This is a genomic window from Tumebacillus avium, assembly GCF_002162355.1.
Lineage (GTDB): Bacteria > Bacillota > Bacilli > Tumebacillales > Tumebacillaceae > Tumebacillus_A > Tumebacillus_A avium.
In genome coordinates this window covers 3,876,705-3,901,500 of record NZ_CP021434.1, presented here as the reverse complement: position 1 = coordinate 3,901,500, position 24,796 = coordinate 3,876,705, and the positions used below count along the sequence as shown (strand labels likewise).

The following is a 24,796-nucleotide window of genomic DNA, read 5'->3' as shown; positions in this document are numbered from 1 at the left end:
AGGCCTCTAGCAGGCGCTCGTGCTCTTTTTGTTTTCCTATTCCTCCAAACAAGCTCTCATCAACGCACCCAGCATCTTCACATACGGCGGCAACACCATGTTGTGGTGGCTGCCTCGTACGGTGTGGACGTGGACGGTGCTGGCTTCTGTATCCCAGCCGAAGGTGAGGCCTTTGGAGCCTTGCTGCGGGTCTTCGATGGCGCGGAACATGGTGACGGTGCCATCGTAGAAATGCTGCTCGTAGATGCAGTTGGCCGCATCGTTGGCTTGCAGGACGCGGAAGAAACGCTTGACCTGCTCCAAGCCGATGTGCGGCGGCAGAGCTTTGGTGCGCGCGGCTGCCGTGATGAACTGTTGCAGGAACTCATCGACGGTCAGCGTCTGCGCCAGCTCTTCAGCACCCGGCATCTCGATGCCGAAACGTCCTGTCAGCTCTTCCGCGAATGTGGTCAACAGGCGATGCACCGGGGTCGGCTGGCCGTCGTGGCCGCCGAGGTGCTGGGCCGGGGTGTCGAGGAGGCCGAGGAAGCTGACTTCCTCCCCTGCCGCTTGCAACTGCTGCGCCATTTCCAGCGCGACCAGACCGCCCATCGACCAACCGCCCACTTGATACGGGCCATACGGCTGCACAGTGCGGATCGCGTCGACGTAGCAGGCTGCCATCTCTTCGACGGTGGCGAACGGCGTTTCGCTTTCGTCCAAACCTCGGGACTGCAGGCCATATACAGGACGGTCGCCCAGCTCATACGCCAGCTCGGTGTAGATCTGTGCCACGCCGCCGACCGGATGGACGAGGAACAGCGGAGTGCCGGTAAGGGCGTTGTTCAGCGGCATCAGGCAGTTTGGCGAGGACAGGTTCCACTGGATGCCCACTTCGTCGGTCAGCCACTCATCGGGCGACTGGCAATGGCGGATCAGCTCCTGCAGTGCTTCGAGATACTGCCCGGCCAGCTTTTCCACTGTCGCCTTATCGTGAACGTTGCCGCTGTAGGTCCAGTTGACCTGCAGTTGCCCGCCGGTGACGGCGCAGTTGATCTCCAACAGGTGGCTGCGCGGATTCTGCGGATCGCGGGACGCGCCGCCATCTGCTGTCGAAACCGTAAAGACGCCAGACTCTGCCAGCGACTGATCCAACTGGCCGAGGTAGTTAAACTGCACCTCGGCGCTTGGCAGCTCCGCCAATGCCGCATCCCCGTTCAGGTAGCGCAGGAGCCCGTAGCCGATGCCTTTGTTCGGGATGGCGCGGAGATGATTTTTCACCGTTTGGATCTTCTGCCCTGGCTGTGTTGCATCGGTCAGGTTCAGATACACCGGATAGACGGCGGTGAACCAGCCGACGGTGCGGGACAGGTCAACGCCATCGAGGATCTCTTCGCGGCCGTGCCCTTCGAGATCCAAGAGCAGGGCGCGCTCGCCCGTCCACGTGCCAAACGCTTCGACCAGCGCGGTCAGCAGCAGGTCGTTGATCTGCGTGTTGTACGCTTTCGGCGCTTCTTGGAGCAGGGCTTGCGTGTGCGCCGCATCCAAGGTCACCGATACGTGCTGGGCGGACGCTTCCGTGTTCGCGCCTGCAGCAAGGTCGGTCGGCAGCGGAGCGGAATGGCTCTGCTGGAGCCAGTACTTGCGCTCTTGCTGCAGGGTGGACGACTTGGCGTAGTCGGCCAGCTGCTTCGCCCAGGCTTGGTAGGACGTGGTCTTGAGCGGCAGTTTGATCTCCGCACCACTCAGGCGCTGGGTATAGGCCAACTCCAAGTCCTCCAGCAAAATCCGCCATGACACGCCGTCGATCACCAAGTGGTGGACGATCAGCAAAAGTCGACTCGGCAGCCCCGCCCCAAAGGTAAAGGCGGCGAAACGCACCGGCATACCGGCTTGCAGGTCGAGGCTTCCTTGCAGTCGGCTTGCTTCCGCTTCGAACGCCGCTTCCTGCTCGTCAAGCGGCAGATGCGTCAAGTCGATAGAAGTCAGCGGGACGTCGCCGCTCCAAGCGGCGCTGACCTGCTTGCCGTCCGCAAACTGCATGCGCAGCGCGTCGTGATGCTGCAGGAGATGGGCCAGAACGTCTTGCAAAATGGCATCGTCCAGCTTCTCCCTTGTCTCGAACAGCATCGACATGTTCCAGTGGTTGGCGTTGTGCATCTCTTCCTCGAAGAACCAATGCTGGATCGGCGTGAAGAGCACGTCCCCGGTCACTTCGCCCTGATCGGCGATGTGTTCGCCGGAGACGGTGCCGGCCGCTTGGGCCAGCTCGGCGATCGTCTGGTGCGTGAACAGGTCTTTGGGCGTCAGGCGGATGCCTTTCGCTGCGGCGCGGGAGATGATCTGCAGGCTCAGGATCGAGTCGCCGCCCAGTTCAAAGAAGTTGTCACGAATGCCGACCCGCTCGCGGCGCAGCGCGTTTTGCCAGATCTCGGCCAGCGCCTGCTCCGTCTTGTTGCGCGGCTCTTCATACTCGGTGCCTGTGCCCGGTGTGGTGAAGCTAGTGCCCGGCGCAGGCAAGGCGCGGCGGTCGACTTTGCCGTTTGGCGTCATCGGAAGTTCATCCAATGCGACAAAGGCGGACGGGATCATATACTCCGGCATTTTCTCCTTCATGTAGGCGCGGATGTCGGCTGCATCGTCGCCAACAAAGTAAGCAACAAGGCGTTCGTCGCGGACGACCACGACGCCCGATTGGACGGCAGGGTGCCCTTCGAGCAGGGTTTCGATCTCGCCAAGCTCGATGCGGAACCCGCGGACTTTCACCTGGTCGTCGGTGCGGCCGAGGCATTCCAGGTTGCCATCGGGCAGGTAGCGGACAAGGTCGCCCGTTTTGTACAGGCGGGTGCCCGCTGCGCCGAACGGGTTCGGGATGAACTTGTCGGCGGTCAGTTCCGGGCGGTTCAGGTAGCCTCGGGCCAACCCGGCACCGCCGATGTGCAGTTCGCCCGGTACGCCGACCGGAACCGGGTGCAAGTGTTCGTCGAGGACGTACAGCTGCAGGTTGTCGATCGGGCGGCCGATGGGCAGGTTCAAGGCGTCGTGCGCCTCTTCCCCGCTCGGTTCGTACATCGTGGCGGTGACGGTCGCTTCGGTTGGGCCGTACGCGTTGATCCAGCGCACAGGCTGCCCGGCCAGCTTTTGCCAAACGGCATACGCTTCTGGCGATGCTTTTTCGCCGCCGACGATCATCAGGCGAAGCGCTGCGGGCAGCACGGCCGATTGGAGCGCCAGTTCGTGCACCCAACTGTGCCAGTAGGCGGTCGGCAGGTTGAGGACGGTGATGCCTTGCTCCTCCACCCAGCGCAGGAAGTCTCCTGCTGCCATCTGCTCGCCGCGCAAGACCAGCGTCGCTCCGCACAGCAAGGTCGGGAACAGCTCTTCGACCGCGATGTCAAAGGAGATCGAAGCGAACTGCAAGATGCGGTCGCTCGCGCCAAGCCCGTATGCACGCGAGATGGCAAAGTTGTGGTTAACCACGGCGCGATGCGAGATCAAAACGCCTTTCGGTGTGCCGGTGGAGCCTGAGGTGTAGATCATGTAGCTCAGGTTGTCGGCAGTTCCGGCACTAACGCAGGCTTCAGCAGACTCCTCTGCGATTGCTGCCCAGTCGGTGTCGAGGCAGATCACCTCTGCCCTATGCTCCGGCAAGGACGCGGTCAAATGTCCCTGGGTCAGCAGCACGCCAACTCCCGAGTCTTCCAGCATGAAGGAGATGCGCTCCGACGGATAGGCCGGGTCGATCGGCAGGTACGCGCCGCCCGCTTTCAGAATGCCGAGCAGTCCGACCACCATCTCCAAGGAGCGCTCAACGGCGATGCCGACGAGCACATCCGGGCCGACGCCAACGCGTTGCAGGCGGTGCGCCAACTGGTTGGCGCGGGCGTTCAGTTCGGCGTAGGTGAGCTGTTCCGTGCCATGGATGACCGCAAAGGCGCTCGGCGTGCGCGTTGCCTGCGCTTCGAACAGCTCGTGGATGCGGTCATCCTGCGGGTAATCAACCTCGGTGTCGTTCCAATCGACCAGCAACTGGTGACGCTCCGCTTCGGACAGCATCGGCACATCGGCAAGCCTTGCCTCCGGTTGGTCCAAAAGCGACAGGAGCAGCGTCTGCAAATGCCCGATCAGACGCGTGATGACGTCCGCTTCAAAACGCAGGTGGTCAAACGCGACTTTGATCGTAAACTCAACCCCCGGCAGCGCCATGACGGTGAGCGGGTAGCTGTCCATCTCCAGCGTCGACATCTCTTTGACTTCCAGATCGCCAAACGCCGGGACGATCGACTCATCGAGCGGATAGTTCTCAAACACCACAATCGACTCAAACAGCGGCTGGTCGCGCGGCACATCGCTCCACCCTTGCACTTGCACGAGCGGGGTGTATTCGTAGTCGCGGACTTCCACCTGCTGCGCCTGCAACTCTTTCAGGAAACTCAACACCGACTGCTCCGGCGCGGTGTGCAGACGCATCGGCAAGGTGTTGATAAACAGGCCGATCATCGAGTCCGCTCCGGCAAGGTCGGTCGGGCGGCCGGAGACGGTGGCGCCAAACACGATGTCTTGCTCGCGGCTGTAGCGGCTGAGCAGCAGCGCCCAAGCGCCTTGGAACAGCGTGTTTAAGGTCAGGCCATGCGCACGGGCCGCGTCTTGAAGCGCAGTTGCCGTGCTGGCCGACAAGGTGACTTTTTGCTCGCCGTAGCGCTTGGCCGGCGTCGTAGCAGGCGGGCTTGTGCGCTCCACCGGGAGCCTGTTCGGTGCGGAGAAGCCGGACAACTTGCCGCGCCAGAACCTTTCTGCCGCCGCCATGTCCTGCTCTTGCAGCCAGGCGATGAAGTCGCGGTACGGGCGTTTCGGGCTGAACTGCGCTTCGGTGCCGCGCACTTCCGCTTCGAAGGCGGTGACGAGCTCTTTGAACACCAGCGGCATCGACCAGCCGTCGAAGAGCAGATGGTGCGATGTCCAGACCAGACGGTACATGCTGTCGCCCAGACGGATCAGGGTCAGGCGCATCAGCGGCGCAGTCGACAAATCGAAGCCGCGAATGCGGTCTTGGAGCAGGAACGCTTCCAGATCGGCGGACGGCTCCCCTCGCCAGTCGAGCGTTTCGATCGGCAGTTTGACATGACGGTAGACCACTTGCTGCGGGGTCTCCAGCCCTTTCCACTCAAAGCCGGTACGCAGGATCGGGTGGCGCAGGAGCACTTTCTGCCATGCCCGTTGCAGGGCGGATTCATCGAGCGTGCCGTGCAGTTCCATGTTCATCTGCACGACATAGACGCCCGCTTCCGGCGACATCATGCTGTGGAAAATCATGCCCTGCTGCATCGGCGACAGTTGGTAGATCGCTTCGATGTCCGTGCGGGTGACGGAGCGCTCGGCAAGGCTTGCCACCAGCTCATCGAGACGCTCTTGGCTCAACCGCGCCTCCGGGAAATCGGATGGCGTGAATCCGCCCGCTTCTGCAGACAGGCAATGACGGATCACTGCAAGGAGTTCGTTCATGAAGGACTGGGCCAATTTTTCCACCGTTGCCTGCTCGTGGACATTGGCGCTGTACGTCCAGCTCATGTGCAGCTGGCCGCCTTGCACTGCGCCGTTGATTTCGAGCAGATGGTGGCGCGGGTTGGCTTCGTCGCGCGGCGCACCGCCCGGCAAGTTGGAGACTTGGAACAGCGCAGACGCTTCGGTCACTTGGTCAAATTGTCCCAAGTAGTTGAAGGAAACCTGTGCAGCATGCATCTTCTGCAGCGCTTCCTCGCCGTTCAAGTAGCGCAGCAGACCATAGCCGATCCCCCGGTTCGGGATGGCGCGGAGCTGCTCTTTGACCGATTTGATGCGCGGGCCGGCTTCTGCGGTGTCGTGCAGTTGCAGGAGCACCGGATACATTGTCGTGAACCAGCCGATCGTGCGGGACACGTCGATGTCTTCGCCGATCTCTTCGCGCCCGTGCCCTTCGAAGTCGAGCAGCAAGGCACGCTCGCCCGTCCATTTGGCAAACGCTTCGACCAGCGCGGTCAGCAGCACATCGTTGATCTGCGTGTTGTACGCTTGCGGCACTTCCTGCAGGAGCTGCTGGGTCTCCTCCGCCGTGAGCGACAGGGAGATGCGGCGGCCCGACCCGATGGTGTTCGCGCCATGGGCGTGATCGACAGGAAGCTCGGCGACAGGTGTTGCTTGCAGCTGCAGCCAGTGCTCTTTTTCCTGCAAAATCGCAGGGGTCGCTGCGTAGTGGGACAAGCGCTCCGACCACGTTTGGAAGGAGGTCGTCTTCGGCGGCAGTTGGCGTTTGCTGTACGCTGCCTCCAAGTCTTGCAGGAGGATGCGCCAGGACACGCCGTCGATGACGAGATGGTGCACGATGAGAAGTAAAATGCTGTTCCGCGTACCGCCGAAGTCCACATGGACGAACCGCAGCATCGGTCCGTCGGTGAGCTGCAGGCTCTTTTGCCAGTTGTCCGCTTCGGCTTCGAATGCGTCTTCTCGTCCGGACAGGTCGACGGTGACAAACGGCACTTCGCCGCCCGGCTCGAGGATCGTTTGCTTCCACTCGCCTGCCACCTGTTCGTAACGCATGCGCAGCGCGTCGTGGTGGGTGAGCAGTTGGGAAACGGCGTCGCGCATCCTTTCCACATCGAGCTGCTCGCGAAGTTCGAACAGCACCGACATGTTCCAGTGGTTGGGGTCGGCGAGGTTTTGCTCAAAGAACCACTGTTGGATCGGCGTCAGCAGCACCGGTCCGGTGACCGGGCCGTTGTCGACCGTTGTCAGAGCGGCTCCCGTCTGGGCGCGTTCGGCCAGCTCGGCGATGGTCTGGCTCTGGAACAGGTCTTTCGGCGTGAGGCGGATGCCCTGCAGACCTGCGCGGTTGATGATCTGGATGCTCAGGATCGAGTCGCCGCCGAGTTCAAAGAAGTTGTCATGAATGCCGACTTTGTCCAGTCGCAGCACCGTCTGCCACACTTCGGCCAGCACCGCTTCCACCTCATTGCGCGGCGCGGCGTAGGAATCGGTCTCCACAAGGTGCGAGAGTTCCGGCGCCGGCAGGGCGCGGAGGTCGACTTTGTTGTTTGGAGTCAGCGGCAGCGCATCCAGCACGACAAACGCGGACGGGATCATATACTCCGGCAGTTTTTCTTTCAAGTAGCTGCGCAGTGCGCCGCTGTCGACGCTCTGCGACTTCTGCGGCACGACATAAGCGACGAGGCGCTGGTCGCGGGCGATCACGACGACGTGCTGCAGGGACGGATGTTTGCCGAGGCGGTCTTCGATCTCGGTCAGCTCGACGCGGAAACCGCGGATTTTCACCTGATGGTCGATCCGGCCCATGTATTCGATGTTGCCGTCGGGCAGCCAGCGTGCCAAGTCACCCGTCTTGTAGACCCGCGCCCCGTCGAGGAACGGATGCGGGAGGAAGACTTCGGCCGTCTTCTCCGGCTGGTTGTGATACCCCTTGGCCAAGGAGACACCGCCGATGTATAGCTCGCCGACCACTCCGATTGGGCAGAGTTCCAACTGCTGGTTGAGGATGTAGTGCTGGAAGTTGGACATCGGCTTGCCGATCGGCAGGTTGACCACTTCATCGGGCAGCAGCTCCTGCATGCGGTAAACGGTGCAGATGACGGTGATCTCCGTCGGCCCGTAGGCGTTGATCACTTCCATGCCGGTGCCGAAACGGCGCTGCCAGTTGCGCACCGATTCGCTGCTCACCGCTTCGCCGCCAACGATGATGCGCTTGAGCGAAGCGAGTTTTTGCACAGCTTGATCCGACAAGTAGCTGCCGACCTGATGGAAAAAGACGGTCGGGAGCAGGACGGCGGTCGCTTGCGTTTGGTATACCGCGTCGGCGAACGCTTCGATCGACAAACGCTCATCCTGGCTCAGGACATGCAGTCGGGAGCCATTGAGCAGGGCGCAGAAGATTTCTTGCACCGAAGCGTCAAACGAGTTGTTGGAGTACTGCAAGATCGTATCGTGCTCCGTATCGCCGAGCGTGTCATGTGCCCATTGGGCGAGGTTGAGCACGCCGGTGTGGCGCATCAAGGTGCCTTTCGGGCGTCCCGTCGAGCCGGAGGTGTAGATGACGTATGCGAGGTCGTCCGGCGTGTTGACCGCATCCGGGTCGCCAAGCGCGGTGCCGTGCGCAACGTCTTCCAGGCAGAGGACGTTCGGCGCAAGCGCTTTTGCCCGCTCTTGCAGGGACTGCTGCGTGATCAGCCAGACTGCGCCGCTGTCTTCCAGCATGTAGGTGATGCGCTCTGCCGGATAGTCGGCGTCGACCGGCATGTAAGCCGCGCCTGCTTTCAAAATGCCGAAGATGCTGACCAGCACCTGCACGCCGCGTTCGAGCATGAAGCCGACCAACTGGTTCGGCTGCACACCACGAGCGAGGAGTTCGTGCGCAAGGGCGTTGGCACGGTCGTTCAATTCGCGGTAAGTCAGGCTCTGCTCCCCGTCGGACACGGCGATGCGGTCCGGGTGCAGGCGTACCATTTCGGCAAACTGTTCCTGAATCGTGCGCTCCGCCGGGAAGTCGGCCATCGTTTCGTTCCATGCGTGCAGTTGCTGAGCTTCTTCCGGCGTGACCAGAGCCAATTTTCCAATCGGGCAGTCCGGGTCGGCCAAAAGTGCGCCGAGCAGCGTCTGGAAGTTGGCGATCAGGCGGGAGATCGTCTCCCGGTCGAAGAGATCGGTATTGAAATCGAGCGCTCCGGTGATCGTCTCCCCTTGCTCGACGAGGGTCATCGCCAAGTCGAACTTGGATGTCTGCACCTCGAACGGCACCGGGGAAAGGGTCAGCCCGGCCACTTCGCGGTCGGCGAGCGGCACGTTTTGCAGGGCGAACATGACTTGGAACAAGGGCGAGTAGCTCAAGTTGCGCTCAACGCCCAGTTCGCCGACAAGCATTTCGAACGGCACGTCTTGGTTGGCGTACGCATCGAGCGCTGTGCGGCGGACGCGCTGCAGCAGGTCGCGGAAGGTCGGCTGGCCGGACAGGTCGGTGCGCAGCACAAGCGTGTTGACGAAGAATCCGATCAAGCCTTCCAGCTCGGTGCGCTGACGACCCGCGATCGGCGAGCCAACGGCGATGTCTTCCTGCCCGGTATAGCGGGACAGCAGGGTCTGGAACGCAGCGAGCAGCGTCATGTACAGCGAGGTGCCCGTTTGACGGCTCAAGGAGTTCAGGCCGTCGGTCAGCTCTTCGGACAAGGCAAACGGGATCTGCGCGCCTGCAAACGTCTGCACCGGCGGGCGCGGACGGTCGGTCGGCAGCTGCAGGATCGGCACGTCGTCGCCGAGCTGCTGTTTCCAGTAGTCGAGCTGTGTGGTCAAACGGTCGCCTTGCAGCCATTCGCGCTGCCAGACGGCGTAGTCCGCGTATTGGATCGCCAGTTCGGAAAGCGGCGATGCATGGCCGGTCGCAAATGCTTCGTACAGCGCGGCAAATTCGTTCAGCAGCACGCCAACCGACCAGGCGTCGGAGATGATGTGGTGCATGTTGATCAGCAGGAAGTGGTCGTTGTCTGCCACTTTGACCACGTTCGCACGGATCAGCTGCCCATGGCTGAGATCGAACGGGCGCTGCGCTTCCTGTTGCAGGAACGCGAGGGCTTCCGCTTCGGGAAGCACATTAAACGGCACAGTAACCGTGACAGTGCTATCGGACAGTTCTGCTGCAGATGCACCGATCTGCTCCAGAGTCGCTTGCACCGCGCCACTCGCAGCAGGCGCGATTTTTTGCACGGCTTGGCCTTCGCCTTCTGCAAACGTAGTACGCAGGGTCTCATGGCGGCGCACCAGTTCTTGCATTGTTTGCTCGACGGTCGGCAGGTCAAGCGCTCCTTCTATGCGGAGGATCAGCGGGATGTTGTAAGCCGCGCTGTTCGACTCCAACTGGTCGAGGAACCAGAGTCGCTGCTGGGCGTAGGACAACGGCAGATCGCCGTCACGCACGACCGGCACAAGCGCGGCTCCCTCCGCTTGCAGTCCGCGGGAGGCGTCGATCAGCTCGGCGAGTTGGGCGACGGTCGGACGCTCGAAGAGGCTGTGCAGGGTCAACTCCACCGTAAACGCCTGGCGGGCGCGGGAGATCATCTGCGTCGCCAAGAGCGAATGGCCGCCGAGATCGAAGAAGTTGGCGGTGACGCCGACTCCTTCTGCTTTCAGCACATCGGCCCAGATCGCAGCCAACTGCGCTTCCGTCTCCGTGCGCGGCGCGACATACGCTGCTTCCTCATAGCTCAACTGCTCTGGACGCGGCAGAGCTTTACGGTCGACTTTGCCGTTGCTGGTCAGCGGAAGTTGCTCCAGGAAGACAAACGCGGACGGCACCATCGCAGCCAAAAGCTGGCCGGACAGGAACGCACGAAGCTCGGCGGACGTAAGCGTCTGCGATTGCTTCAGCACTACGTAAGCGACTAGGGTCACTTCGCCCTGCTCATCTTTCCAGTCGAGCACCGTGCAGGCATCAACAGCAGCATGGCGAGCCAGCGTCGAGGACACTTCATTCAGCTGGATGCGCACGCCGCGCACTTTCACCTGATCGTCGACGCGGCCGAGGATTTCCAGCAGGCCGTCCGGGCGATAACGCCCTTTGTCGCCAGTGAAGTACAGATCGCCGACGAAGCGCTTCGCCTGCTCTTCCGCATTGTTGATATAACCCAAGGAGCGGTACGGCGTGCGGATGACGATCTCGCCCGCTTCCCCGATGCCGCAGAGAGCGCCAAGCTCATTCAGGATCAGCACCTGCGTGTTTGGCTGCGGCGTGCCGACGGGCTGGATGCCTGGCAGTGGTTGCTCTGGCACAACATAGTAGCATTTTGCCAGCGTGGTTTCGGTCGGTCCGTAGAGATTGATGATATCGCCCAACTGCGGGAATCGGTCACGCCATCTGCCGACCAACACGTCGGTCAAAGGCTCGCCTGCCGTGAACAGGCAGCGCAGAGCGGACAGCGTGACGCCTGCCGGAGCTTGTGAGACCCAGGAAGCGGCCAGCGATGGCACGGTGTGCAGAACCGAGATTTCTTCACGCTCCAGCCACGGCAGCAGGTACTCAGCGCTGAGATCGTCCATCCGATCCGGCAGGCACAATGTCGCCCCGCTGGTCAGCGGAAGGAAAATGTCGCGCAGCACAACGTCGAAGGATAGATGAATCAGCTGCGAGGAACGGTCGTCCGGCCCGATGTTAAACGTCTCGCGCTGCCAGATCAGGAAGTGGCTGAGCCCGTTGTGGCGGCCAAGGACGCCTTTGGGCACGCCCGTCGTTCCCGAGGTGAAGAAAATGTAGGCCGGGTCGTCAGGCGAAAGGTCGGGCTGCACGAATGCAGATGCAATCGCATGGCTCTCCAACTCCCCTTCCCCTTCCCCTTCCCCGTTCAGATCGACAGTCAGCACGTCGTACGCGGCGAGCAGTTCGGCCATCTCGCCTTGTGCTTGACCCTCCGTGATATGCAGAACATGCTTCGCTTTCGACTCCTCCAGCATCACGCGCTTGCGGGCGGTCGGGAGGTCTTCGTCGATCATCAGCAGCACGCCGCCGCTCTTCAGCACGCCAAGCATGCTCGCGATCAGGCCGAAGCAGCGCGTGGAGAGGATCGCGACCACGTCGCCTTGCTGTACGCCGCGAGCTTGCAGAGCGGCGGCAAGGATAGCTCCGCGCCAGCTGAGCTGTGCGTACGTCCACGCCTGATCCCCTTGTGAGACAGCCGTCTGATCCGGCGTTCGATCTGCCCACTCCGTAAACAGATCCTGCACAAACGGATAGACTGGCCCGTCGAACACGGCGGTTTGATCGGGCAACAGGGCGCGGGATGCTTCGGTCACCAGCGAGTAGGCGTTGATCGCCACATCCGGATTTACCGCGATCTGTTCCAGCAATGCTGCGAATTGCGCCAACATCTCCGTGATTCGCGCTTCTGAGAACAAGGAGGTGCGGTAGATCAGACGCAGGCCAAGCCCGGCTCCTTCCTGCTCCTGCACGATCAAGGACAGCAGGAATTTCGCTTCCTGCTCCACCGACGGCAGCGGCGTGACGGACAGTTCTGGGAGTTCCGCTTGCAGGGGCGGCATGTTGAGGTAGTTGACCAGCACGTCGAATATCGGGTTGCGGTTCAGACGACGCTCCGGCTGCACTTCCTCAACTAGTTTTTCAAACGGCAGCTCGGCGTGCGCATACGCTCCGAGCGCCGTTTCCCGCACGCGGCCCAGCAGTTCGGCGAAGGTCGGCGCGCCCGTCAGATCGGTGCGCATGACCAGCGTGTTCAGGAAAAAGCCGATCATCCCTTCCGTCTCCACGGCGCTGCGCCCGGCGATCGGGGTGCCGATGCAGATGTCTTCCTGCCCGCTGTGGCGATGCAGAAGCGTCTGGAATGCGCCAAGGATCGTCATGAACATCGTCGCTCCGTAACGCTGGCTGAGCGCTTGCAGGCTGTCTGTCAGCTCTTTGGACAAGGTCAGGGAGACGTCTGCGCCTTCCTGCGTTTCTTCTCCAGCCAAATCGGTCGGCAGCTGCAGCAGCGGAAGTTCGCCGCTGAGCTGATTTTTCCAGTAGTGTAGCTCGGTGTCCAGTTTGTCGCCGGACAGGGTCTCGCGCTGCCAGTGGGCATAATCAGCGTATTGTATCGGCAGCGGAGCCAGCACGACCTCCTCACCGCGCAAGTGCGCTTGGTAGAGAAGGGTGAATTCTTTGACAAACACGCCCATCGACCAGCCGTCCGAAACGATGTGGTGCATGTTCAGGAGCAGGACGTGATCGTTCTCCGCCATCTGCAGCAAGGAGAAGCGAATCACCGGCCCTGCGGTCAGGTCGAACGGCGTTTCGGCGTCTTCTTGCGCTAAACGCTGTGCCGCAGCTTCACGATCTGCTGCGGAAAGTTCGCGCAGGTCGATGTGGGTCAAAATCTGCCATTCCGGCGCTGCGATCACTTGCACGGGCAGCCCGGCCGCATTTTCGGCAAAGGTGGTGCGCAGGGCTTCGTGACGCAGCAAGATGTCGTTCAGCGCATTTTCAAATGCCTGCACATCCAACTCCCCTTGCAGGCGAACGGCAAGCGGCATGTTGTAGGCGGTGTGCCCCGGCATCAGTTGGTCGATCACCCACAGGCGCTGCTGGGCGAAAGACATCGGCAGTTCGCCGTCGCGGGAGACCGGCTCGATGGCAAGGTTGGCCGCTCCAAGCTGCAAACTTCCTGCAAAATCGGCCACGGTCGGCGCTTCGAACAGGTGCCGCAGCGGGATCTGCGTGCCAAGCGCGCTGCTCAGGCGGGAGATGACTTGGGTCGCCAGGAGCGAATGGCCGCCAAGCGAGAAGAAGTTGTCGTCGATGCTGATCTGCTCCAAGCCCAGCACTTCCGCGAAGATGCCGGCTACGACCGCTTCCGTTTCGGTGCGCGGGGCGGTGTAGACGGTCGCTTCCAGCGCCATGGCGTCGGGGGCCGGGAGCGCTTTGCGGTCGATTTTGCCGTTCGGGTTGAGCGGCAGTGCGTCGAGCAGGATCAGGAAGGACGGCACCATGTATTCGGGCAGCTTGTCTTTGAGATAGCTGCGCAGTTCTGCGGTGTCGGCGCTCTCCCCTTCTTCCGGGACGAGGTAGGCGGCGAGGCGTTTGTCGCCCCTTTCGCTTTCGTGGACGATGACGACGCTCTCGTGGACGTGCGGATGCTGGGTGAGCACCGCTTCGATCTCGCCGATTTCGATGCGGAAGCCGCGGATTTTGACCTGGTTGTCGATGCGGCCGAGGAACTCGAGGGTTCCGTCTGCCAGATAGCGCACCAAGTCGCCGGTGCGGTACCAGCGGTCACCTGCGAGGGTGACAAATTTTTCAGCGTTCAGTTCTTCGCGCTGGTAGTAGCCGCGCGTGACGCCGGAGCCGCCGATGTAGAGTTCGCCGGGGACGCCGATCGGAACGAGCTGTTGGTTCGCATCGTACACGCGCAGGTTCGCATTGTCGAGGCGGCGTCCGATCAGCAGGCGGGTCATACCTTCGCCGCGCGGGACTTGGTAGTTCGAGCAGATGATCGTGCCTTCGGTCGGGCCGTAGAGAACGTGAATCTCGGCGTTGCGGAAGACTTCTTTCATCTCGTCGAGCAGGTCGGGCGGAACGGCGTCGCCCCCGGTGAAGACGAGGCGCATGCCGTCGTACTCCGAAGCGGGCACACCTCCATCGCGCATCGTCTGCACGATCTGGCGCATCAGGCTTGGGACGGTGTGGATCGCCGTGTAGCCTTTCAAGTCTTGGATCAGGCTCGGCAGATCCAGCACGTGCTCGCGGGCGAGAATGACGGTGGTGCCGCCTTGGAGCAAGGTGTTCATCGACTCGAACAGCGCGATGTCAAACGCGACCGAGGCGATCCACGGCATCACGTCGTCTTCCCCAAAGCGGAAGCGCTCCTGGCTCGCCTGCAGCGTGGAAACGAGGTTGCCGTGCTCGACCATGACCGCTTTCGGACGCCCGGTGGAGCCCGAGGTGTAGATCATGTAGGCAAGGTGGTACGACTTCGCGGCAGAGACCGGGTTGGTGTCCGGCTTCGTGGAGATGGCCGCCCAATCGGTGTCGAGGCAGACCGTCTCATTTTTAAATAATGGAAGATTGGCAAGCAGATGCGATTGCGTTACAAGCACCGGAGCTTGCGTGTCTTCCAGAATCAGCTTGATGCGCTCTTCCGGATACGAAGTGTCCAGCGGCACATACGCGCCGCCAGCTTTCAAGATCCCAAGCACGCCGACCATCAGGTCGAGCGAACGCTCAACGCAGAGCGTGACGAGCACATCCGGGCGGACACCATGCTGTTGCAGATGGTGTGCCAGGCGGTTCGCCCGGGCATTCAACTCTGCGTAGGTCAGGCTCTCGTCCCCAAAGACGACTGCAGTGCGCTCCGGCGTCTTGGCCGCTTGTGCTTCAAAGAGCTTGTGCAGGCAGGCGTTCGGAACATCCAGCAGAGCACCGTTCCACTCGTCGAGCAGTTGACCTTCTTCCGCCGGAGTCAGCAACGGCAGCTCGGACAGAGCCTCATGCGGCTCTTGCACAACCCCTTCCAGCAAGGTCACGAAATGCCCGATCATCCGCGAGATCGTGTCGGCATCAAACAGGTCGGTGTTGTAGTTCAGCGCACCGGCGATGCGTCCCTCCTGCTCTTCCATCGCCAGCTCCAGATCAAATTTTGCCATCCCGCCGTCCGCGTCGATCATCTGCAGAGCAAGCTCCGGCAGCTCGATGTCGGTCAGGCGGGCGTTTTGCAGCACGAACAGGACTTGGAACAGAGGCGTCCGGCTCATGTCGCGCTCCGGTTGCAGCTCTTCGACCAGCTTTTCAAACGGCACATCCTGATGCGCATACGCGCCAAGCGCCGTTTCCCGCACGCGGGACAACAGATCGGCAAACGTCGGGTTGCCGCCAAGGTCGGTACGCATGACCAAAGTGTTCACGAACAGCCCGATCAACCCTTCCGTCTCGCCATGGTGACGTCCGGCGATCGGCGTGCCGACGGCGATGTCTTCCTGCCCCGTGTAGCGGGACAACAGCGCTTGGAACGCGCCGAGCAGGGTCATGAACAGTGTCGCCCCATACTGCTGCGACAGTTTCTGCACCGCTTCACTCAACGCTTCCGACAGCTGGAACCGCTCCACCGCGCCGTGATGCGTCTGCACCGGCGGGCGCGGACGGTCGGTCGGCAGCTGCAGCACGGGCAGTTCGCCGCCGAGCTTGCCCTTCCAGTACGCGAGCTGCTCGTCCAGCACATCGCCTTGCAGCCACTCGCGCTGCCAGTTGGCGTAATCGGCATATTGAATCGGCAGATCCTGCAACGGCGAAGTCTCCCCATTGCGGAACGCCTCATACAGCGCGGCAAATTCCTCCGTAAACACGCCGATCGACCAGCCGTCGGAGATGATGTGGTGCATGTTCGCCACCAGCACATGCTCCTCTGCCCCCAGCTTCAGCAGGCGGAAACGCACCAGCGGGCCGGCCGTGAGATCGAACGGCTGTGTCGCTTCTGCCAAAATCAAAGCCTGCACATCCGCCTCCGACTCCACATCCAGCACTTGCAGAGCAGTCCAAACGGGCTCCGCGATCACCTGCACCGCCCCGCCGTCCGCGTTCACAAACGTCGTGCGCAGCGACTCATGACGGGAGATCAGCTCGTTCAGGCCTTGCTCCATCGCTTCCACATGCAAGTGCCCTTGCAAACGCACGGCAAACGGAATGCTGTACACCGCGCTGCCCGGCATGAGCTGATCGATCACCCACAGCCGCTGCTGCGCGAACGAAAGCGGCAGGGCGGCGTCACGGGAGACTTTTTCAATCGGGGTGCGCTGCGAGGAGGCTGTCCCTGCCAAACCTTCCAAGTTCTCCGCCAATTCCGCGATTGTCGGGGACTCGAACAGCACCCGCAGCGGCATCTGCACGCCAAACGCTTCGTTCACGCGTGAGATCACTTGCGTCGCCAGCAGGGAATGGCCGCCGAGCTCAAAGAAGTTGTCTTCCGCACCAACCCGGTCTGCACGCAATACATCCGCCCAGATCATCGCCAGCAGTTTTTCCTTTTCCGTGCGCGGCGCCACGTACTCGCGCATCGCCGCCGCAGACTGCTCCGGCACAGGCAAAGCACGCAAGTCGATCTTCCCGTTCGCCGTCAGCGGCATGACGTCCATCTCGACAAATGCGGACGGGATCATGTACTCCGGCAACTGCTCCTTCAGATAGCTGCGCAGCTCGCCGATCTCCAGCGTCCCTTGCTCATTACCCACGAAATACGCAGCCAAACGCTTGTCGCCCGGCACGTCTTCGCGCGCCATGACCACACATTCTTGCACAGCCGGATGCGACACCAGCACCGACTCGATCTCCCCAAGCTCAATGCGGAAGCCGCGAATCTTCACCTGCTGGTCGATCCGCCCGTAGTACTCCAATTCCCCGTTCGCCAGACGGCGGGCCAAGTCGCCCGTCTTGTACAAGCGCCCGTCGCCAAACGGGTTGCGGATAAAGCGCTCCTCCGTCAAATCTGCGCGGTTCAGATATCCCCGCGCCACACCTGCCCCGCCGACATACATCTCGCCTGCGACACCAAATGGCACCGGCTGATGATGCGCGTCCAGCACATACACCTGCAAGTCAGGGATCGGCGCACCGATCACGCTTCCTGCCCCGCTCTCGACATCGGCCAGCGTGATCGGGCGGTAGGTGACGTGAACCGTGGTCTCCGTGATCCCGTACATGTTGACCAGTTGCGGCGTCACATCCCCGTGCCGCTCAAACCACGCCGTCAGCGAAGTCAGCTCCAGCGCTTCACCGCCAAAAATCACATAGCGCAGCGCCAGGCTCGCTTTTTCCGCCGCACGCTCTTCGGCCTGCATCAGCTGGCGGAAGGCGGACGGGGTCTGGTTGAGCACGGTGACTTGTTCCGCAACCAGCAGCTCATAGAAAGCTTCCGGCGAGCGCGACACCCAATACGGGACGACGACCAGTTTGCCGCCGTAGAACAGAGCGCCCCAGATCTCCCAGACCGAGAAGTCGAACGCATAGGAGTGGAAGACCGTCCAGACATCTTTTTCATCAAAATGGTACCAGTGCTCAGTCGCGTCAAAGAGACGGCCCACGTTGGCATGCGGGATCAAAACGCCTTTCGGTTTGCCTGTCGAACCTGACGTGTAGATGATGTATGCCAAGTTGTCCGGCGTTGCACCGCTGGCAAGATTCTCCGCGCTTTCCTTCGCGATCTCCAGCGCATCACGGTCAAGACATACCGCAACCGCCTCATGCGCAGGCAGCGTCGCAAGGTGCTGCTCCTCGGTGACCAGCACGGCGATCTGCGAGTCTTCCAGCATGAACGCCAGACGATCTTGCGGATAGGACGGGTCGAGCGGCACATAAGCCCCGCCCGCTTTTAAGATCCCAAGCAGACCGACGACCATCTCCAGCGTCCGCTCCACCGCCAGCCCGACGAGCACTTCCGGCCCGACGCCTTGCTTTTGCAGGTAGTGCGCCAGTTGGTTGGCGCGTTCATTCAGCTCGCGGTAGGTCAAAGACTCCCCTTCATACACCACCGCAACCGCATGCGGTGTGCGCTCTGCCTGCCGTTCAAAACGCTCATGGATGCAGATTTCCTGCGGGAACTGCGCCGTGAGATCATTCCCCGCCAGCAACAACTCCGTGCGCTCTTCCGCCGACAATAAAGGCAATTCCGCAATCGACAGCTCCGGCTGTGCGGCAGCCACTTCCAGCAAGCGGCTAAAGTGTCCAATCATACGGGACACCGTCGCCCGTTCGAAGAGATCGGTGTTGTACTCAAACGACCCGACCAACTGCCCGCCTTCCTTCATAAAGGTCAGGTTGATGTCAAACTTCGCCGTCCCGCTGTCCACATCGAGCGAAGACAGCTTCAGCCCCGGCAGCTCCATGTCGGTGATCCCGTCGTTCAGCACGTCAAACATCACCTGGAACAGAGGGGAACGGCTCATGTCGCGCTCGGGCTGCAGCTCTTCGACCAATTTTTCAAACGGAACATCCTGATGGGCATACGCGCCCAAAGTCACGTCGCGCACGCGGGAGATCAGCTCGTCGAAGCTCGGCGCGCCCGACAGATCGGTGCGCATGACCAGCGTGTTGACGAAAAAGCCGATCATGTCTTCCGTCTCGCGCTGCGTGCGTCCGGCGATCGGGGTGCCGACACAGACTTCTTCCTGTCCGCTGTAGCGGGACAAGAGCACTTGGAACCCTGCCAGCATTGTCATGAACAGCGTCGCGCCTTTGCGATTGCTCACCCCTTGCAGCGCCGAGGTCAGCTCTGCGGACAGGACAAATTTTTCCACCGCGCCGTTGTAGGTCTGCACAGCCGGGCGCGGACGATCGGTCGGCAGTTGCAGAGTCGGCAGTTCGCCGCCGAGCTGCTGTTTCCAATACGCGAGCTGCCCGTCCAGCACGTCCCCTTGCAGCCAGTCGCGCTGCCAGACGGCATAGTCGGCATACTGAACAGCAAGCGGTGCCAAAGGAGATGCAACGCCCTGCGAAAACGCGCTGTACAGCGCGGCAAACTCCCGCACAAACACAGCGGCCGACCAGCCGTCCGACACGATGTGGTGCATGTTAAACACCAGCACATGCTCCTCTGTTTCCAGTTTCACCAAACGGAAGCGCACCAGCGGACCAGCGCTGAGGTCAAACGGCGTTTTGGCGTCTGCCTGCACCACGTCGAGCAGTTCCGCCTCCGCCATCTCCTGCACCGTCAGCGGCGTCCACACCGCTTCGTGAATCACCTGCACCGGCTGCTCTGCCGCCTTTACAAACGTCGTCCGCAGCGACTCATGACGGGCGATGATCTCATTTAACGTCCGCTCCAACGCCGCAACATGCAGTTCCCCTTGCAGACACAGCGCGTACGGCATGTTGTACACCGCAGCGCCGCCCATGAACTGCTCCAGCACCCACAGGCGCTGCTGGGCAAAGGAAAGCGGAAGCGCTTCGCCGCGCTCGACCGCCACGATCGGCGTTCTGGCCGCCACAGTGCCTTTTGACTCTTCCGCGCGTTGAATCTGCTCGGCCAGCCCGGCCACCGTCGGCGACTCGAACAGGCTTTGCAGGGGCAGTTTCAAGCCAAACGCCTCGTTGACGCGGCTCATCACCTGCGTCGCCAAAAGCGAATGCCCGCCAAGCTCAAAGAAGTTCGCTTCCACGCCGACCTGCTCGGCCGACAGCACGCTCGCCCAAATGCCGGCGACGACTTCTTCCCGAGGGGTGCGCGGCGCAAGATACTCTCCTTCCGAGAGGGAAAAATCGGGCTCGGGCAGCGCACGGCGATCCACTTTGCCGTTCGGTGTGAGCTTGAGCTCCTCCAGCACGGCAAATGCGGACGGCACCATGTACTCCGGCAGCAGCCCTTTCATATACTGACGCAGCTCAGCCGGGGTCACATCCCCTTCTGCCGTCACATACGCGGCCAAACGCTTGTCCCCGGCCGCCATGCTATGCACCATCACATAAGCCTGCAGGACGTGCGGATGCGTGTTTAGCGCCGCTTCCACTTCGCCAAGCTCGATGCGGAACCCGCGGATCTTCACCTGATTGTCCACACGGCCCATAAATTCCACCGTGCCGTCTTCCCGCCAGCGGGCCAAGTCGCCCGTGCGGTACAGCTTGCCGTCGCCAAAGGGGTTGTCCACAAATTTCTCCGCCGTCTGCTCCGGCTTGTTCAAATACCCGTGCGTCAACCCGTCACCGCCCGTCAACAGCTCGCCCGGCACACCGACCGGCACCTGCTGGCCGTTGGCGTCCAGCAGATACACCGTCGTGTTCGAGACCGGCTGCCCGATCGGCACGCTGTAGCCGACTTGGCTGGAATCGGTCATCACATAACAGGTGGTAAACGTCGTGTTTTCGGTCGGGCCGTAGCCGTTGATCAGCGTGATGTCGAGGAGATCGAGCACCTTTTTCGCGTGCGGCACCGACAGCACGTCCCCGCCGGTGATCGCCACGCGCACGCCGCGCAGCCCGCCAAACTGGTAGTCGACCATCTGGATGAACAGACCTGTGGTGAGCATCAGCACGGTCGCTTTGTACTGTTCGACCACCGCGCCGATCTCTTCCAAGGACGTATGGCCGGGCGGGGCCACGACCAGTTTCGCGCCGTTGAGCAGCGCCCCCCAGATCTCGCAGGTCGAACCGTCAAACGCGACCGCCATGTATTGCATCACCACATCATCCGGGCGAATGTCGAGGTAGTTCGCGTTTTTGACCAGACGGACGACCCCGCGATGCGGCACCAAAACGCCTTTGGGGAGGCCGGTCGAACCGGAGGTGTACATCACATAGGCGAGGCTTTCCCCGTCAGCAACATCGCGCGACAAGGTTTCGCCGCACTCCTCCCAGATCGAAGCGTCCGTGTCCACGCAGACGACCTGTGCCCCATGCGAGGGCAACTGCTCCGCCATGTCCGCTTGGGTGAGCAGGACGCGAACCTGGGTATCTGCAAACATGTAGGACAGACGGTCGGCCGGATACCGGGCATCAAAAGGCACATACGCTGCCCCCGCCTTCAAGATCGCGAGCATGGCAATCGGCAGTTCCAGCGAGCGCTCCAGATAGAAGCCGACCAATTGGCCGTGCTCCACACCAAGCTTCTGCAAGCGGCGTGCGAGAGAGTTCGCCCGTTTATCCAGCTCCCGATAGGTCAAAGACTGTTCGCCAAATACGACCGCCACAGCGTCCGGCGTGCGCTTCACTTGCGCCGCAAACACCTGTTGGATCGACTGGCCTTGTCCATACTCTGTCGCAGTATCGTTCCAAGTGAAGAGCTGCGCCTGTTCCGCTTTGCTCAGCAGAGGCAGTTCGGCAATGCTTTGCCCCGCATTCTCTGCGATACCCTGCAACAGCGTTGCAAAATGCGCCGTCATCCGCTCGATGCGGGACGGATCAAACAGGTCCGGGTTGTATTCAAACGCGCCAGACAAAGCACCTTGCTGTTCGGCCATGAACAGGGTCAGGTCAACCTGCGCACCTTGCTGCAGGAGGTCTGCCGATTCCAGCCTCAAGTCGCCCAGTTCAAACGTCGCGCCGGACTGGCCTAATGCAAAACCGCCCAAGGCGTCGCTTTGCGCCAGATGCGATTTTTGCAGAGCGAACACCGTTTGGAACATGGGCGGATAGCTTTGGTCGCGATCCGGCTGCAAGCGTTCAACGAGCAGCGGGAACGGGTAGCTGGCGTGATCAAGCGCTTCGAGCACCGTCTGTCGCACCTGGGTCAGGAAATCGGCAAACGCCGGCTTGCCCGACAGGTCGGCGCGCAGCACGACCGGGTTGACAAAATAGCCGATCGTCGCGGCGTCTTTCGCCGAACTGCGGCCGGTGGTCGGCGAGCCGACGAGCAGGTCTTCCTGCCCGGTATAGCGGTAGAGCAGCACTTGAAACGCCGCCAAAAGCACCGTGTACAAGGTGGCGCTTTGCTCCCCGGCCAGCTTTTTCAACGCTGCGGTCAGATCGGTCGAGAGCTGGAACGGTGCAACTGCGCCGCGATAGGTCTGCACCGGCGGGCGCGGGCGGTCGGTCGGCAAATCGAGGATCGGGAGCTCCCCGCCCAGTTTTTCATCCCAATAAGTCGCCAGTTCTGTGCCGCGCAGGCCGTCCAAGAAGCGGTTTTGCTCTTCGACGAACTCCGCGTAGCTGCGCAGAGGCTGCACAGGCGCGTTCCCGTTGTAGAGCGCTTCCAGTTCCTGCACCAGCACGCCGAGCGACCAAAAATCGGCGACGATGTGATGGATCGTCAAGATCAGCACATGCTCCTGCTCCGAACGGGTAAAGAGCCCGACGCGTAAGAGCTCATCCTGCTCCAGATCAAACGGGCGGTTCGCTTCCGCCTGCAGGCGTTCCTGCAGGGCAACTTCGCTCCACTCAACTGCGTTTTCCACGACAAAATACGCCTTGGCCTGCTCGCGGATCACTTGCACCGGCTCGCCGTGCTGCACGGTGATCTGTGCGCGCAAGAGCGGATGGCGCATGACGAGTTGGTTGAACGCCCCGTGCAGCTTTTGCACATCGAGGTCGCGGATGACAGCGGCGCGGGAGATGTTGTAGGCGGCGCTGTCCGGCGCGAGACGCTGCATGAACCAGAGCGCGCGCTGGCCTTTGGAGAGCGGGATGTGATCGGACTGCTCTGCTTGACTCGGCACAGCTTCAGCAGTTGGCACCGATTCCTGCAGAAGGGTCACCTGCGATGCGATCTCAACTGCCAATTCGGTCAGGCTCGGCCCGGCCAGCAGCAGCGTAAACGGCAGGACGATGCCGAAGTTCTCTTCCACTTCATGCTTCAGCTCGACCGCCATGATCGAGTCAAGTCCCAAGGCGTTCAGGGACTTGTCCGCCTGAACCAGAGCAGGAGACACGCGCAGCACTTGCGCTGACAGGCGATGCAGGTATTCGACCAACGCTGCATGGCGTTGTTCAGGAGCGAGTGCCAAAACGGTTTCGCGGGTGAAGGCCGGCTCTTGCGTATCAGAGGTCGGCAATGCATCTCCTTCTGCACCTGCAAACGCACCGTTCGCATCACTCACACCATCCAATGCATCGCTGTACAGCACCTCCAGCGTGCCCGCCAAAAAGCCTGCTTTACAAGCATGGCGCTGCACTTTGCCCGAAGAGGTCTTGTGGATCGAGACCGGCTTGATCAGCACCACGGCGTGCACTTGCAGTTGGTGCTCTTCCGAGACAGTTGCTCTGACCGTCGCCGCAACCTCTGCGAGGTTCGCTTTGCGGTACACGCGCTCGATCTCCTGCACCACCACCAGGCGCTCTTCCCCGTCCACTTCGACCGAAAAAGCGGCCCCGTTGCTGTTTTTCACAGCCGGGTGGCTCTCCTGCACAGCAAACTCAATATCCTGCGGGTAGAAGTTGCGGCCGCGGATGATGATCAGGTCCTTTAAGCGCCCCGTCACATACAGCTCGCCGTCCTGCACGAAGCCGAGGTCACCGGTGCGCAAAAACGGCCCTTCGCCCGTTCCGGCGAGAGAGGCGCGAAACGTCTCTTCTGTCTGCTCTTCGCGATTCCAATAGCCTTGCGCCACACTTGGGCCGGATACCCAGATTTCGCCAACCTCATCGTCGGCACACCGCTCGCCCGTCACCGGGTCGGCGATGACGATCTGCTGCCCGACGATTGCGAGACGCCCCGAACTGACCAGCAGACGGTCGCCTTCCTGCCCTTCGCACACTTCTTCCACCCGGTTCACGCTCAGCGCATCCCCGTCAAACTGACGGACAACCGGCGCTTCCCGCTTCACGCCGCCGGAGACGAACAGAGTCCCTTCGGCCAAGCCATAGCAGGGGTAGAACGCCTCTTTCTTAAACCCGCACGGCGCAAAAAATTCAGCAAACCGCTCCAGCGTTTCCGCCCTGACCGGCTCCGCTCCGGTAAACGCGATCTCCCACGAGCTCAGGTCGAGCGTGTCGCGCTGCTCCGGCGTGATTTTCTGCAGGCACAGCTCATAGGCAAAATTCGGCCCGCCGCTGACAGCAGCTCCGAGGCGCGAGATCGTCTCCAGCCACTTGAACGGCTTTTGAATAAAATCGACCGGGGCCATCAGCGTTACCGAGTAGCCAGTGAACAGCGGCTGCAAGATCCCGCCGATCAAACCCATGTCATGGTAAGGAGGCAGCCAGATCACGCCGTGCCCGTCGGCCGTCGTGCCAAAGCAGCTCTCGATCAGCTCCAAGTTGTGCAGCAAGTTCCCGTGGCTGAGCATGACGCCTTTCGGGAGCGACGTGGAACCGGACGTATATTGCAAAAAGGCCAGAGACGACTTGTCCGCCTCCGGGTCATACCAAACAGCAGCCGCTTCCTCTTCCGTCTCGCCCGGCACCATCCAGGCCAGATCGCGCAGCTGCGGCGAATCGGCAAAGCGCGTTTCGATGCCCGCCAAAATTCCCGGCGTGGTCAGCGCAATCGTCGCTTCCGCATCGGCGACGATCGCCTGCAGTCGCCCGAGATGGCCGTTCGCGCGCGGCGGATAAGCCGGCACCGCGATGATACCTGCGTACAAGCAGCCAAAAAACGCTGCGATATAGTCAAGGCTCGGCGGATACAGGAGCAAGGCCCGCTCCCCGGCCTGATGATGTTTCTGCAAGCCCGCCGCGATGTCGCGCGCCTTGCGGTCGAGGTCGGCATACGTAAACAGCCGCTCCTCCCCGTCTTCCAGCAAAAACGTGTAGGCTGCCTGATCCCCTTGGTGGCCGGCACGCCACTGCAACAGTTCGATCAAAGTAGAAAATTTGCTGATCAGTGTTGTCATGTTTCCCCTCCTGAAACACATTGGAAATCAATGCCGCAGTTCGAAATAATTA

1 protein-coding gene is annotated in these 24,796 nt (G+C 61.6%); it reads right to left on the bottom strand.

Annotated elements, in window-relative coordinates:
* Positions 1-36: 36 nt before the first annotated feature.
* Positions 37-24,744 (bottom strand): non-ribosomal peptide synthase/polyketide synthase, encoded by a 24,708-nt coding sequence (locus CBW65_RS25460; protein ID WP_198299657.1) that lies wholly within the window; start codon positions 24,742-24,744, stop codon positions 37-39.
* Between the last annotated feature and the right edge of the window lie 52 nt (positions 24,745-24,796).